This window comes from Lentzea roselyniae (genome assembly GCF_039537795.1).
GTDB lineage: Bacteria > Actinomycetota > Actinomycetes > Mycobacteriales > Pseudonocardiaceae > Lentzea > Lentzea atacamensis.
On record NZ_BAABBE010000037.1, the window covers coordinates 62762 to 77306 of the forward strand.

The following is a 14545-nucleotide window of genomic DNA, read 5'->3' on the forward strand; positions in this document are numbered from 1 at the left end:
GGGCCGATTTTGCGCTGCCTTCTATTGCCGGCCGAGTGCGGACGTCGTGGTTTCCAAATGAGCGGAGACGGAGTCCGTGCTCGGCTTTGCCCGGGCTCGCCTCCACCTCCGGAACCGCGGGCGTGAGAGCTGCTCTTCGCGAGCGTGATCGAGGTCAAATGAGTCCACAGTGGAGTTCTGGGCGGCCGGTAACGTCGTGTGGTGGTGTCGCGCTCGTCGTCGTGCTCGACCAGGTGAGGAGGAAGGCGATGGCCGAAAGCCTTGCTCTGATGGACATGAACCTGGTGGTGTTCGAGGCGGGCAACACGGCCGAGGCGTTTCGGCTCATCGACAAGCGTCCCGCAGGAGACTTGGCCGTCGTCGATCTCGGGCTGTCGCGACCTGCCCACGTCCTGCTGAAGGCGCTGCGTGGGCGTGGGTGGAGAAGCGTCATGGCGATGACGGCGGGTAGTTGCGTGTCTCATGTCTGTGACGCGATAAGCGCCGGTGCAACCGGATGGCTTGTGGACCCATGTGAGCCGGATGCCCGGGCCGAAGCAGATCGAGGCGCTGGCGACACAGCACTGTTGTCTGCGCGTGAAGTGCAGGTGATCCAGATGGTTGCCGAGGGGATGACCAATGCCGCTATCGGACGTGAACTGAAAAGGTCCGGGCTCACGGTCAAGTCGCACCTGAGCAGGATTGCGCTCAAGCTAGCCACCGGGGACCGAGCGGAAATGGTTGCAATAGCAATGCGAGCGGGTCTGGTGAAGTGACCGCGATCATACCGGCAGTTACGTGTTGAAATTTACGGGCGTGCGGTGAAGGGAGCCTGAGTCCGGCAGTCAGTTGCCGAACTCAGGCCGAGACCCTTACTTGACGAAGAATCCGGGGTTGGTGCCACTGGTCAGGTAGACCTTGACACCCTTGCGGATGTCGACGACGGCAGAGCCCAGTACCTTGGGCTTGCGTCCGCCGACCTGGGCGGAGACCTCGATCTGCTCGGGCTTCTTGCTGGACAAGGCCTGAACGTGGCATTTGGCCGCCGGCGTGAGCGAATAGCCGCCGCGGTCGAGGAACTTGACCGTGATGCGAGCCTGATCGGTGCCGCACACCTCGATGTTGCCGGGTGTCACAGCATGGGCGGTGCCTGCCGACAGCACAATTCCGGCGGCGACTGCTGAGATGGTGGCGGCAACGCTCTTCGTATTGGTAATGAATGTCCTCATGCGGCAAAGTTACCAGCGCGGCGCCGGTGTGCTGACAAATCAAGGTAAGGAAGCAGGATTATATGCCCCATTGAACGGCGAATTGAGACTTTGAAACCCCGCGCTTCGCACTGGTCATTGCTGTGAGGTGCCGCCCGAAATGCGGTAGGCCGGCTGTCTCAGCACGCCTTCGCAGGTGGGGCGAGTCGGCGAGCGGCTCGTCCACGGTGTGAGCCGCCTTGAGCGAAGACGTCATCTGCGAGCGCGCGTTCGATGTGCGTCACGCCTCCCGCCTGAGCGGTGCGGACGAAGGCGTTCAGCAACCGCTCACGGGCAGCCTGGCCAACGGGTTCGTGTCGTTGCTCGTAGAGGCGCGTGCGAGCTCGCCGTGCGAGCTGGCGGGCGTTGGGCTCGCTCGTCCGGAGCGCATCGGCTATGTCGCGGAAGGGGTACTCGAATGCTTCTCTGAGCACGAAGACGGCACGCTCCATCGGGGACAGGCGCTGGAACATGAGCAGGATGGCCGGCTCGAGATCTGCTGCGCGTTCGCACACCACTGCCGGATCATCTGCGACGAGAGGCTGGTCTGTGAACTGGCTGTCCACCGGGATCTCGCGGCGCACGCGCGCTGAGTTCAGCAGATTGAGCGTGAGTCGTGTCGTGATCTTCGCGAGGAAGGCGGCCCTGTCGCGGACCAGTGTCCGGTCCGCGCCCTGCCAACGGAGCCACACGTCCTGGACGACGTCCTCGGCGTCCGCGGCCCGGCCCAGCATCCGGTAGGCGATGCGGAACAGATGTGGACGAACGCTCTGGAAGTCAGCGGCTTCCTCCGCTGTCACCGGCGACCTCGTTCGCGAGGTGTCGGGTGTGGAGTCGATGTCGATGTTCGTTGCGAGCATGAAATCGTCCGAATCTGTCGTGCCCTCGACCGCCGAGGGGTGGCGGTCGCCTTGGACGGCCCACGTGCGCCAGGCAATGTCACTTTCGTGCAGCGATGGGCGCGGCTGCGCCAGTAGGAGGCACGGGGTGCATCCCTGGTTGGCGCGACCAGGGGGCACGTGCCTTGCTTTTCACCCCTGGTGCGCTGGGCGGAGGCGTGTCGAGAAGGAGGGCTACGTACCTCGACGGCTATACGCTCGTTGTCCATGAGTCCGCGCAGGCCGGCGTCGACGCAGTGTGCCTCGGGTATGTCTGCTCCATCTCCCAGCAGACCACTCACGAATCCGCGGCGGTGATCGCTGACGACGGGATGACCGAAGCAACGGGGTCGACGGCACCGTCGAACAAGTGAAAATCGGACAAACGGCTGCCGTTGTGGCAATCGGTGTCGGCAAACGCGTCGTGGGATCATGGGTTGGCGAGCCCGTGTAGACCGGAACCGGGCCTTTCGACGCGCGTGGTGGTGATCATGTCTGTTGGCGGCGCTCAGCCTGAGCTGCGCGGCAGGCGTGCCGAGTGCGGGGTACTTGATCGGCTGCTGGAGGACGTTCGGTCTGGCCGGAGTCAGGTCCTGGTGCTGCGAGGTGAGGCTGGGATCGGCAAGTCCGCCCTGGTGGAATACCTGCTGGAGCGTGCTGCAGGATGCCGGATCACGCGAGCCGTGGGTGTCGAGTCCGAGATGGAGCTGGCATTCGCGGGGCTGCATCAGCTGTGCACGCCGCTCATGGGGCGGCTCGGCCACCTGCCTGAACCCCAGCGTGAGGCGTTGAAGGTCGCGTTCGGTCTGAGTACGGGAAGTGCGCCGGACCGATTCCTGGTCGGGCTGGCCGTGCTGAGTCTCCTTGCCGATGCGGCGGTGGACCAGCCGCTGGTCTGTGTGGTGGACGACGCCCAATGGCTTGATCGCATGTCCGCGCAGATGCTGGCCTTCGTCGCACGGCGGGTCTTCGCCGAGGGGGTCGCCCTGGTGTTCGCGGTGCGCACCCAGACCTGTGACGACCAGTTCACGGGGTTGCGCGAGCTGGAGGTTCGCAGCCTGCCGGACGGCGATGCGCGTGCGCTGTTGAACTCGATGCTCCTGGGAAGAGTCGACGCGCACGTGCGGGAGCGGATAATCGCCGAGGCGCGAGGTAATCCACTGGCTCTGCTGGAGTTGCCCAGGGTGATGACCGCCGCGGAACTGGCCGGAGGGTTCGCACGCCCGGACGCGCGTCCGCTGACAAGCCAGATCGAGCAAACGTTCGCGCGGCGGATCGCATCACTTCCGGCCATGACGCAACTACTTCTGCTGGCAGCGGCGGCCGAGCCGGCGGGAGACGTGTCGTTGTTGCGGCGGGCGGCCGAGGCGCTCGGCATCAGCCCGGGGGCCGCTGCGGAGGCTGAGGCGTCCGGGCTGATCGAGTTCGGTGCGCTCGTGCGGTTTCGGCACCCGCTCGTGCGTTCGGCGGCCTACCGCACGGCGGACCCGGCGGACCGCCGGGCCGTACATCGGGTGCTCGCTGAGGCGACCGATCCCGAGTCCGACCCGGATCGCCGCGCATGGCATCTCGCCAACTCCGCGATCGAACCGGACGAGACGGTGGCGCGCGAGCTGGAACGGTCAGCGGACAGGGCCAAGGCACGCGGAGGTATCGCGGCGGCCGCCGCGTTCCTGAAGCGGGCGACCGGTCTGACCCCGGATGCGGCCACGCGTGGCCTGCGGGCGCTGGCTGCGGCCCAAGCCACGTTCGAGGCCGGCAGGAACGACGCGGCGGTGGAACTGCTCGCCGCCGCGGACTTGGCCGACTTGGACGAACTGCAGCGCGGGCGTCTGCTGCGCCTGCGCGGCCGGATCGCCTTCGCCCGCAAACGCGGTGGTGACGCGGTGCCGTTGCTCCTCGAGGCCGCCAACCGGCTGAATGCCTTCGACGGCGAACAGGCACGTGAGGCGTACCTGGAGGCACTCGGATCAGCGATTTTCGGAAGCCGCCTCAACCCGAACGGCCGCACCCAGGAGGTGGCCGCAGCCGTCGCCGCCGCACAGCCTGGACCGTACCCGCCTCGACCCGCAGATTTGCTTCTCAACGGCCTGGCGGCGCGGTTCGCCGACAGCTACGTCGAGAGTGCGCCGTTGTTGAGAAGTGCTCTCCGGGCGTTCCGGCCGGACGCAGGATGCAGCGACGAGGACGTGATGCGCTGGCTCTGGCTCACGTGGCCGGTCGCGGCCGACCTGTGGGACGACGAGGCGTGGCACGAGCTGACCACGCACGCGGTGCGTACCGCTCGAGAGACCGGTGCGCTCAACTTCCTCCCGTTGGCCCTGAGCTACTGCGCCGCCCTGCACGTCCACGCCGGCGAGTTCGAGACCGCCTCGGCGTTGATCGAGGAGTCAGACGCGATCGTCAAGGCGACCGGCAACTCACCCCTCGGTTACGCCACACTTCTGCTTCTCGCCTGGCGCAGCCCGGACGCCCGTCCGATGGAGATGATGCGGCCTCATGTGGCCGAGGCGGCCAACTGGGGGGAAGGACGTGCGATCGGCTTGGCGGAGTACCTGGCCGCGGTGCTGTACAACGGCCTCGGCCAGTATCCGGAGGCACTGGCCAGTGCGGAACGGGCGTGCCAGTACGACGATCTGGGGGTCGTCGGTTTCGCCCTCGCCGAGTTGGTGGAGGCGGGCGTCCGAAGCGACGCCCGTGAGGCGGCCTCGGCCGCCCTGCGACGGCTGGAGGAGCGGGCCACCGCCAGCGGGACGGAGTGGGCCCTGGGCATGCTGGCCCGGTCCAAGGCACTGCTCAGCGAGGGTCGGGAGGCCGAACTGCTGTACCGCGACGCCGTGGAGCACCTCCGACGCAGCAATGTCGCCGTTCACCTGGCACGCGCACACCTGGTGTACGGCGAGTGGCTGCGCCGTGAGAACCGAGGTCTCGAAGCGCGTGATCAGCTGCGAACCGCGTACGAGATGCTGCACGGGTTCGGCGCGAACGCGTTCGCCGAACGTGCCCGGCGCGAACTCGTGGCGACCGGCGAGTCGGTGGGCCGGCGGGCGGCCGAGACGCCTGAGGTGCTCACCGCGCAGGAAATCCAGATCGCCAGGCTCGCGAGGGACGGAAAGACGAACTCCGAGATCGGCGCCGCGCTGTTCATCAGTCCCCGTACCGTCGAATGGCACTTGCGCAAGGTGTTCACCAAGCTCGACCTCACCTCGCGCAAGGAGCTCCGCGAGGCGCTGGCCGGCACCTGACCGGTCGCATCGCTCTCTTCTGTCACATTGCCCCACCCCGATTTTGTCCTTCATGTCGGGGGCAACGTCGGACAGGAGCGGGAGATGAGACAGCGGCGGAGAAGCACCTGGCCGGAGACCGTGCCAGTGGCCGCGGTGAGGCGCCTGCTCGATGTGGACGCGGCCGGGGCCGATGAGTGCCCGCGGCTCGTTGGCGAAAGGTCGGCGGGACGGAGCCGGAAGAGCCCCGATGCCGCCGGGCGGCACCGTTCGTCGAGGCGGTGTGACGAAGCGTCCGGCGAGGGGATTGCGCAAGCCGGGCGGCGGCGGGGCCATCCGATTCTCAACGCGCCCGTTGCGCGACCGATGTCGCTGTTGTGTTGCTTGTGCAGCAGAGGCGACGCGCGCGGCATCGAGGAGTAGGACAGCATGGGTCTGTCGAGATGGGTTGTCTCCTCGCCCGTCACCGCCGTCCCGGTCGCTTCTTCTGAGGCGTGGCCGTGGTCCGGCGGGTCGACGACCGGAGGTGTTGAGGGCGGCGCGATCTCGGGCCTGCCGTCCAGGCCCGCTGCGGGGGAGACGTTCCAGACCGATGGTGGACTGGTCGGGAGAAGCTCGGAGTGCGCGGCCCTCGACCAGGTGATCGCGGCTGTCCGCAGGGGCGAGAGTCGCGTGCTGGTCGTGCGCGGCGCGCAGGGCATCGGAAAGACGGCGCTGCTCAGGTATCTGGAGAGTTCCGCGACGGCCGGTCAGTTGCTGCGCGCGAGCTGTGTCGAGTCCGAAATGGAGTTGGCCTACGCCACTCTGCACCAGCTGTGCGTACCACTGCTGGACCGGTTGTGCGAACTTCCCGTGCCCCAGCGCCAGGCGCTCGAAACGGTGTTCGGAATGCGTGTGGGACCTCAGCCGGACCGCTTCGTGGTAGGCCTGGCCGTGCTGAGTCTTCTGTCGGGCGCGGCCGATGGGAGCCCTGTGCTGTGCGCGGTCGACGACGCACAGCAGATGGACCCGGCCTCGGCGCAGGTCCTCGGTTTCGTGGCCCGCCGATTGCCGGCGGCGTCGATCGCACTCGTCTTCACCGCCCGCGGACGGACGCAGGACCTGCTCGGCCTCCCGGAGCTGGAGCTCACCGGCCTGGGAGACGCCCACGCCCAGGTGCTGGTGAACTCGGCACGCTGCGGAGGGCTCGATCAGCACATCCGCGACCGCATCGTGGCGGAGGCCAAGGGAAACCCGCGCGCCTTGCTGGAGTTGCCCTGTGAACTGATCGGCACTCAGCTGATGTGCCTGCACGGCAAGACGTGCGCAGGCCCGCTCGCCAACCGGGTCGACCAGCCCGTGCTGGCGGGGATCGAGGAGCTGTCCGAGGAGAGCCGCCTGCTCCTGCTGATCGTCGCCGCCGAGCCGATCGGCGATCCCACTCTGGTGTGGCGCGCCGCGGCACGGCTCGGCGTCACGTCGGCGGCGGCGCTGACCGCTGAGGTCGACGGCTTGCTGTCGTTCGACGTGCGGGTGACCTTTCGCCACCCGCACGTGAGGTCGGCCGTGTACCGGGCCGCCGCGCAGCAGACCCGCCGAGCCGTGCACCAGGCACTGGCCGAGGTCGCGGATCCGCACGACGACCTCGACCGTTGTGCGTGGCACCTGGCCGCGGCCTTCACCGAACCGAACGAGGCCGTCGCCGCAGAACTCGAGCAGTCCGCTCGGCGCGCATTCGCCCGTGGGGGTCTGGTCACTGCGGCGGTGTTCCTCCAAAGGGCTCTGGCGCTCACCCCGGACAGCTCGCCGCGTGCCGAACGTGCCGTGGCGGCAGCGCATGCCAGCGTGCTGGCCGGCGACCTGGAAACCGCGAAGCGACTCGTCGACTTCATGGGGATCGACGACAGAAACGAGTTCCTCGACCAGCTGGAACGGGGGTGCAGCGTGCTCGCAGCGGTGCCGTTCAGCTAGTGTCCTGAGTCGTTAATTCGGCACCAGCACTAGATTTGTGCTGGTGCCGAATCCGAAGCTGGTGCCGCTGGTCTTGTCCGATGAAGAGCGTCGAGTCTTGGAAGGCTGGACGCGTCGCTGGACAACCGCGCAGGCCCTGGCGCTTCGAGCGCGCATCGTGCTTGCGTGTGCCGAGTCCGCCGAGCCGAACACCGTTGTGGCGCAACAGTTGAACCTCAGTCGTCACACTGTGGGAACCTGGCGGGCACGGTTTCTGCGTGATCGGCTGGACGGGCTGTCCGACGAACCGCGGCCGGGCCGGCCTCGCACGATCTCCGACGATCAGGTCGAGCAGATCGTGGTGACCACGCTGGAGACCAAGCCGCGAACGCGACGCACTGGTCGACCAGATCACTGGCCTCGCAGATCGGTATGTCGCAGTCGGCGGTGTCACGTGTTTGGCGGGCGTTCGGTCTCAAGCCGCACCGGGTGGACACGTTCAAGATCAGCAAGGATCCCTTGTTCGTGGACAAGGTCCGTGACGTGGTCGGCCTTTACCTCGATCCGCCCGCGAAAGCGGTCGTGTTGTGCGTGGACGAGAAGTCACAGATCCAAGCCCTGGACCGCTCGGCCCCGGTGTTGCCGATGCTGCCCGGCGTGCCCGAACGGCAGAGCTTCGACTACATCCGGCACGGCACCACCAGCCTGTTCGCCGCGCTCGAAAGCACCACCGGCCAGGTCATCAGCGCGGTCAAACGCCGTCACCGCCACCAGGAGTTCCTGGCGTTCCTGCGCACGATCGACAAGAACGTGCCCGCCGGACTGGACGTCCACGTCGTGCTCGACAACCTCGCGACCCACAAGACCCCGGCGGTGAAAACGTGGCTGCTCAAGCATCCGCGCTTGGAAGCGCCGCGGGGAGCTCTTTGCGCGAGGTGATGTCGAGCTTTGTAACGCCTTGTGGAGGTGCCATTCATCGGTGTTGGCGCTGAACCGGTGCGATATGTCGTGTGCGGTTCTCAGCTGCCGCGCGCTTCGGGGCGAGTGGATGCGTCGCGAGAATCGCGCCGCAGGTGGGTCCCCGCAGCACGTTGTTCTCGTCGCCGACGAAGGCCTCAACGGGCGTCCGAGAACCAGGCCATGGCCCTTCGCTGTGAGACGGGCCGTCGGCGAACTCGTGACAGCTGCCGGTGTCCATGCCGGCATCGGGTGACCGACCACCGGGGACTTCACAAACCACGATTCATGGGGCGGGCGGACTGTGATGCCTGCTGCCTTGCTCGGCCTCCACCGCGTCGAGCAGCGTGTGCAGTCCCACCTCATAGCGCTGCACGTCGGTGGGTCGAACTGCCAGTTCGCGATCGGCTCGCGCAACTCCTCGTCGGGCTGACTCGCCTCCGCCAGCCTGATTTCTTCCTCGACCGCGCCTTCCAACTCGAACCCGTTGCCGACCACAGCCCCCCTTTCGCCCGCCGGAGGCGTCTGTCGCCGCCCGGGGCATCAGTTGAGACCCGGCAGCGACGCGTTCTGTGACAGCCCGTGTGCATCTGGCGGACGGTTGACGGTTCGTAGATCTCCCGAGGGGTCGCCGGGTGGCTGCGGCGAGCGCGGAGCCAGGTCGCGTCGGAGCGATGCCCCGCTCGCCGCGTCCGGTGCGAGGCGTTGACGTGGCCGAGTGCTTGAAGTTCGGTTCCCAGTGGCCGCGTTCGGGATCACCGCACCGCCGTAGGAGTGGCCGGCGCGGACTAACGGCCTGTTCGTGTGGGCTCGCCCGGCGGGACGAGGAGTCAACGGGTGCGTTACGAGACACCGCGTGCCGAACAGCCAGAGCGCGGCGGTTGAATCAATCGCAGCGAAGACGTGGAAAAACGGGCAGAATATTTTGCACGACGTTGACGTTGCGCTTCCAGGTGACCATGCTATGTCCATGACAAAGAGTCACCTTGCTCAACTCAATGTTGGGCGGCTCCTGGAACCATTCGGTTCAGGATTGGCGGCCGATTTCGTGGCCGCTCTGGATCCGATCAACGCACTGGTCGATGCGACGCCGGGATTTGTATGGCGGCTGACAGGCTTGGGAGGCAAGGATGCTTCCTCGATCGACCCGTGCGACAACCTCGTTACGAACATGACGGTGTGGGAGTCGCGCGAGGCGATGTGGGAATTCACCTACCGTTCGGAACATCGAGAGTTCATGCAGCGGCGTCGCGAATGGTTCATGCCTCAGGCCGAGGCGTCCACAGTGCTGTGGTGGATTTCAGCCGGCCATATCCCCACCGTATTCGAGGCGCGCGAACGGTTGAATCGACTGCGGGAGATGGGACCAACGCCGGAAGCGTTCACTTTCGCCCACTCCTATGAACCGACCGGCGAACTCGTCGCTGTCTGAACCACAGGGTTGAGCGGAGGAGCCTTTGTGGTGCTCGTAAAGGGTCCTGGGCCCGGTCACCTCCGCTCAACAGCTCGGACCTTCACCGAGTACCGGGGCAGCTCGTAGGTCGCCAGCTTCACGTGCATCGAGGTCTCGCCGGCATTCCAGGTCGCCGGCGAATTGTTCTCAGGGCTGGCGCTCTTCTGTAGAACGCTGCCGCACCTCCGTTTCCCAGTGCGTTGCCCAGCCACAGAAAACTTGAAGGTAATCCGGTCAGTGCAACTTCGCGCGTCCGTCCAGTTCGGCCTACACGCGCAACCGCAGCGCGTGGAGCGGCCCAGTTGGTCGGCCAAGTGCACCTTCTGTTGGCCGCTGTCGGCATTGCTGATCTCGTAGTTGACGACACCCAGTCAAATCACCCTCGATGCTGGGAAACGGCGTGAAGCCGGCTCGCCGCCTCGCCGTTCAGATCGCGGCGGACCGGGATGACGTGCCGCCGAGCACCGGATGGCCGCGCGAACAGCCGTGGTTCTATCGGCTTCTTCTGTGTCACCGATCCGTGCGAGAGGGCGCCTTCCGATGCAGCTGAGAGGGTCTATTGGTCGGCATGCCGCGTCAGCTCCGATACCTGCTTCGGTGCCCGGCAAATCAATGCAATCTGACCAGCGCCTCCGTGAATCCTGACACCGTTATGGAGTTGGTGTAGCGCGGTGGGCTCACGAGTTCAAAGGCCTCAACGCTGTCGAGTGTTGCGTCCAGGAGTGCTGCGACTTCCACTCGTGAGAGCGCGGCACCGATGCAGTGGTGCGGACCGTGACCCATTGACAGATGTGGGCGCCCATTCCTGCCGACGTCGAAAATGTGAGGTTCATCGAACACGATCGGATCGCGGTTGCCTGCAGGCAACCATGCCGCCACTGTGGCACCCGAGGGAATGTTCACCCCGCCGATCTCGGCGTCCTGAAGAACCGTGCGGGAGACGTGCAGGCCCGGGGAGGTCCACCTCAGGATCTCGTCCACTGCCTTGGGAATCAATTCACGGCAGCGGCGCAGTCGGTCCCACTGGTCCGGATGCTGGGCGAAGGCGACCACCGCACCTGTCAGTGCCAGCCGCGAGGTTTCGTTGCCCGCGACCAGCAAGCTCAACAGGTTCAACACCACGTCGTCGGTTGAGAGGGCGCCGTCCGAGACGCCGGACAGCATCGCAGCCACCACGTCGTCGATCGCGATGTCTTTTCGCGCCTCGACCAGCTTCCTGAAGTAGGCGAAGATCTCGGCACGTGCGGCGATCGCCCCGACGCCTTCCTCGGTGAGTACCCCGTCGGTCAGCGCGCACAAGCGATCGGTTTCCATCTCCGGCAGACTGAGGCTGCTGCAGGTGGCGAGCATGGGGATGCGCCAGGCGTAGTCGGAGGCGAAGTCGAGAACGTCGTCGCGTTCGGAAAGCGCGGCTCGGAACTTTTCGGCCAGCCCGCTGCGGTGCGCCTTGGCCCATTGGGGGAGAAGTATCTTTGCATCGTACTGCGCAATGCTTGCCGGCGCGGGCCGTCGGTCACCACGAGCATGCGTTGTCCGGCCGGGTCCGGAGTCTGGGGGCCGAAGCCGAGAAAGGCGCCGTACCGGGAGGCGAACGTCTCGCCATCACTGAGTACGGACCGTATCTCGTGGTAACCGGTGACCGACCAGAAATCGATTCCCAGATAGGCTGACGTACTGTGCTGGATGGGTGCGTCCGCGCGCATCCTGTCCCACAGTTCGAACGGCGGCCCTTTGACGTATGCCGCAGGGTCTCCGAGGTCCACTGTGGAATCCATAGCTCCCGCCTTCGCTGCACATACCCGCACGCACACGTGTAGACCGATCGCCCAGCCGAACCGATGCGAGTGGAAGTTGCCGAGAGCGGCTCGCATTTGACAGCCAATCTCAAAGATGGCGAGTAACAGCCGCGGAGTTCCAAACCGCGGAATGATCCCTGGTCAGTCGGTGGTCACGATGCGAGGCTGCCCGTAGCGAGATGCAACCACATTGCTCAAGGCCGCGAAAGTTGCGTTCCGCCACGCGGAACTCGTCCTGGTTCGGGCCGCGTCCGTCGCACGATGATCGTGCCGTGCGCAATAGTCCACCGACACCATTCCGAAGGTTCGGCGGGCGCTCCTACCGTCGGTGACCGAACGCCGTCGCGGCTTTCGGCATCGAGAAAGAAAGTCCGCCTGCTCGGGTGGCCGCCACGTCGACCGGCTTGCAGGATCTGGAGGAATGGTGATGGCAGAGCACACAGAGCCGATCGCTGTCATTGGCATCGGCTGTCGGATGCCCGGCGGTGTAACCGGACCCGACTCACTGTGGGACCTCCTGGATTCGGGCACCGACGCTGTCCAGCCGATTCCGCCGGAGCGGTGGGACGTCGACAGGTACTACAGCCCGGAACCTGGTCGGTCAGCGCGGATGAGCGCACGGCGTGGCGGATTCCTCGACGACGTCGCCACCTTCGACGCGGCTTTCTTCGGTATTTCCGGGCGAGTCGCTGAACAGATGGACCCACAGCAACGACTGCTGCTGGAAGTCTGCTGGGAAGCATTCGAAGACGCGGGCATCGTGCCTGACTCTTTGGCTGGCAGCCGAGTCGGCGTGTTCGTCGGGGCGTTCAATCAGGATTACGGCGGAATGCAGACCGCCCTGGGCGAGTTGGAGAGCTTGGGAACGCATTCGGCGACCGGTACCTTCTTGAGCATCGTGTCCAACCGCCTTTCTCACGTGTTCGACCTGCGCGGGCCGAGTATGACCATCGATACGGCCTGCTCCTCCTCCCTGGTCGCTGTCCACCTGGCGGTCGAGAGCATCCACCGGGGTGAAAGCGAGCTCGCCGTGGCCGCCGGGGTGAGTCTGATGCTCACGCCGCAAGTCGCGATCTCGCTCAGTCAAGCGTCGATGCTTTCGCCGGAGGGCGTTTCCCGTGCGTTCGACGCCGACGCCAGCGGGTACGTACGCGGCGAGGGGGCGGGCGTAGTCGTGCTCAAGCCGTTGAGCCGGGCGCAATTCGACCGAGACCGCATCTACGCGGTGATTCGGGGCAGTGCCGTCAACCAGGATGGTCGGACCCAAGGCATCACCGTACCCAGCGGCGAAGCGCAGATCGCCAATTTCCGTTCTGCGCTCGAAACCGCCCGGGTCTTGCCCGCCGATGTCGGCTACGTCGAAGCGCACGGCACGGGAACACCGGTCGGTGACCCCATCGAGGCCAATTCGCTGGGCCGAGTGCTGTCCGAGGGGCGCGACGAAGGCCGACAGGCCTACCTCGGGTCCATCAAGACCAACATCGGACATCTGGAGGCAGGAGCGGGGATCGCGGGCCTCATCAAGGCCGCTCTGTCGATCCATCACCGGAAGGTTCCGGGCAACCTGCATTTTGTCACGCCGAATCCAGAGATCGACTTCACTCATCTGACAGTGCCGACGGCTACTGTTCCGTGGCCTGCGCACTACTCGCAAGCGATCGCGAGCGTCAACTCCTTCGGTTTCGGTGGAACCAATGCCAACGTGGTACTTGCGGAGAGGCCGGCGCCGGAGAAGGACCAGATCGAGGACTCGGCCGCCACGGTGTTGACGTTCAGTGCTCGCAGCGAGGCCGCTCTCGGCCAGCTCCTCGCCGGCTTCCGCGACAGGCCCAGCACGGAAGTCCAGGTGCTGGCTCGAAATCTCGCCCGGCGGCGCAGTCATCACAGTCACCGTCTGGCGGTTGTCGCCTCGAATGCCTCCGAAGCCGACACGGCGCTCCGGAGCTACCTCGCCGGCGTCGCCAGTCCCCGCGTGGTGAGCGGCAAATCGCGGGCCAATCCCGGCAAGGTCGCGTTCCTGTTCAACGGCCAGGGGCCACAGTGGTACGCGATGGGCCGGACTTTGATCGAGACCAGCCCGACGTTCCGCGCGAAGTTGATGGAATGCGACACGGTTGCCAGGCGCTATCTGGACTGGTCGATCTACGACGAGCTGAATGCGCCGAGCGAGCACGCTTCCCGGATTCATCGCACTGAAGTCCTGCAGCCCACCATGTTCGCCCTCCAGGTCGCACTGGTGGAGATGTGGCGGGAGTGGGGTGTCGAGCCTGACGGCGTCGTCGGGCACAGCATGGGTGAGATCGCCGCAGCACATGTCTCCGGTGCGCTGGATCTCGACACGGCGCTGCGGGTGATCTGCCGCCGGGCGCGGATCCAGGAGGACGCGGACAGCACCGGCGCGATGATGTTCGTGGCCCTCGGCCGCATCGACGCGCTCCGCTACTGCGGCGACGAGGTGTGGCTGTCCGCTGAGAACAGCCCGAAGGCGAGCACTCTGTCGGGCCGCCGTGCAGCGCTTGAAGCACTGGAGGCGCAGCTGCGGGAGGAAGGCGTCTTCGCTCGGATCTTGAAGGTCAACTGCGCCTGCCACAGCCAGGACATGGATCCGCTCAGGGAACGCCTGCTGGACGCGCTCGCCGACGTCACCGCCGGCGAGACCACGATCCCGATGTATTCCACGGTGACCGGCCGCCAGATCGAAGGGTCGGCGTTGTCCGGCGAGTACTGGTGGCAGAACTTCCGCGAGCCCGTGCTCTTCGCGCCGGCGATCCGGTCGATGCAAGCCGATGGCTTCGACACGTTCATCGAGATCAGCCCCCATCCGGTACTGCGGAACTCACTCCGGGAGTTGCTCGACGAGGATGCCGTGGTGGTGTCTTCGCTGTCCCGTGACGGTGACGACTGGGACCAATTCCTCACCGCGTTCGCCCAGGTCTACGTCAGCGGCGGACACGTGAGCAATGCTTGAAATCTGTGGATGAGTTGGGAAGGGGCGTACCTTCCCGATGATCTGCTGATCCTCAAGCAAGGCCGACGTTGGCGCGTCGGTCGGGAAGGCACGCCCATGCTCACCGTAGTCCCT

At 66.0% G+C, this 14545-nt stretch carries 9 protein-coding genes and 1 pseudogene; 7 read left to right on the top strand and 3 right to left on the bottom strand.

What is annotated here, in order from left to right:
• Nucleotides 1–248: 248 nt before the first annotated feature.
• On the top strand, nt 249–755 hold the full coding sequence (locus ABFX45_RS39835) for a helix-turn-helix transcriptional regulator (RefSeq protein WP_346135983.1): 507 nt from the start codon (nt 249–251) through the stop codon (nt 753–755).
• Nucleotides 756–851: 96 nt separating this feature from the next.
• Here ABFX45_RS39835 and ABFX45_RS39840 read toward each other — a convergent pair whose 3' ends face one another.
• Together ABFX45_RS39840 and ABFX45_RS39845 are read right to left on the bottom strand one after the other, a co-directional pair.
• Nucleotides 852–1208 (bottom strand): hypothetical protein, encoded by a 357-nt coding sequence (locus ABFX45_RS39840; RefSeq protein ID WP_346135985.1) that lies wholly within the window; start codon nt 1206–1208, stop codon nt 852–854.
• Between the two features lie 158 nt (nt 1209–1366).
• Nucleotides 1367–2086 (bottom strand): sigma-70 family RNA polymerase sigma factor, encoded by a 720-nt coding sequence (locus ABFX45_RS39845; protein ID WP_109638725.1) that lies wholly within the window; start codon nt 2084–2086, stop codon nt 1367–1369.
• 425 nt (nt 2087–2511) lie between these two features.
• On the opposite strand from ABFX45_RS39845, the gene ABFX45_RS39850 reads away from it, so the two are divergent.
• From ABFX45_RS39850 to ABFX45_RS39870, 5 genes and pseudogenes are all read left to right on the top strand, one after another.
• Nucleotides 2512–5349, top strand: a complete 2838-nt coding sequence (locus tag ABFX45_RS39850) for a helix-turn-helix transcriptional regulator (protein ID WP_346135988.1) — start codon at nt 2512–2514, stop codon at nt 5347–5349.
• Nucleotides 5350–5757: 408 nt separating this feature from the next.
• Nucleotides 5758–7278 carry an ATP-binding protein gene (locus tag ABFX45_RS39855; protein WP_346135990.1) on the top strand — a complete coding sequence of 507 codons (1521 nt, stop codon included), beginning with the start codon at nt 5758–5760 and terminating at the stop codon, nt 7276–7278.
• Between the two features lie 43 nt (nt 7279–7321).
• Nucleotides 7322–8160, top strand: a pseudogene (locus tag ABFX45_RS39860) (IS630 family transposase); the annotation flags it as partial.
• A gap of 361 nt (nt 8161–8521) precedes the next feature.
• Nucleotides 8522–8647, top strand: a complete 126-nt coding sequence (locus ABFX45_RS39865; RefSeq protein WP_346135992.1) for a hypothetical protein — start codon at nt 8522–8524, stop codon at nt 8645–8647.
• Between the two features lie 423 nt (nt 8648–9070).
• Nucleotides 9071–9646: a DUF3291 domain-containing protein gene (locus ABFX45_RS39870; protein ID WP_346135994.1), complete on the top strand. Its 576-nt coding sequence runs from the start codon at nt 9071–9073 to the stop codon at nt 9644–9646.
• Between the two features lie 630 nt (nt 9647–10276).
• Here ABFX45_RS39870 and ABFX45_RS39875 read toward each other — a convergent pair.
• A complete protein-coding gene (locus tag ABFX45_RS39875) occupies nt 10277–10981 on the bottom strand; it encodes a cytochrome P450 (protein ID WP_346135996.1) in 705 nt (234 codons plus the stop codon).
• A gap of 909 nt (nt 10982–11890) precedes the next feature.
• On the opposite strand from ABFX45_RS39875, the gene ABFX45_RS39880 reads away from it, so the two are divergent.
• Nucleotides 11891–14431, top strand: coding sequence for a type I polyketide synthase (locus ABFX45_RS39880; RefSeq protein ID WP_346135998.1), 2541 nt, complete (start codon nt 11891–11893; stop codon nt 14429–14431).
• The last annotated feature ends 114 nt before the right edge of the window (nt 14432–14545 follow it).

What these genes read in the sequence shown, in the direction of transcription:
- ABFX45_RS39840 (WP_346135985.1), bottom strand. Translation starts at nt 1,208, where the DNA reads ATGAGGACATTCATTACCAATACGAAGAGCGTTGCCGCCACCATCTCA.
- ABFX45_RS39875 (WP_346135996.1), bottom strand. Translation starts at nt 10,981, where the DNA reads ATGGAAACCGATCGCTTGTGCGCGCTGACCGACGGGGTACTCACCGAG.
- ABFX45_RS39845 (WP_109638725.1), bottom strand. Translation starts at nt 2,086, where the DNA reads ATGCTCGCAACGAACATCGACATCGACTCCACACCCGACACCTCGCGA.
- ABFX45_RS39880 (WP_346135998.1), top strand. Translation starts at nt 11,891, where the DNA reads ATGGCAGAGCACACAGAGCCGATCGCTGTCATTGGCATCGGCTGTCGG.
- ABFX45_RS39835 (WP_346135983.1), top strand. Translation starts at nt 249, where the DNA reads ATGGCCGAAAGCCTTGCTCTGATGGACATGAACCTGGTGGTGTTCGAG.
- ABFX45_RS39855 (WP_346135990.1), top strand. Translation starts at nt 5,758, where the DNA reads ATGGGTCTGTCGAGATGGGTTGTCTCCTCGCCCGTCACCGCCGTCCCG.
- ABFX45_RS39865 (WP_346135992.1), top strand. Translation starts at nt 8,522, where the DNA reads ATGCCTGCTGCCTTGCTCGGCCTCCACCGCGTCGAGCAGCGTGTGCAG.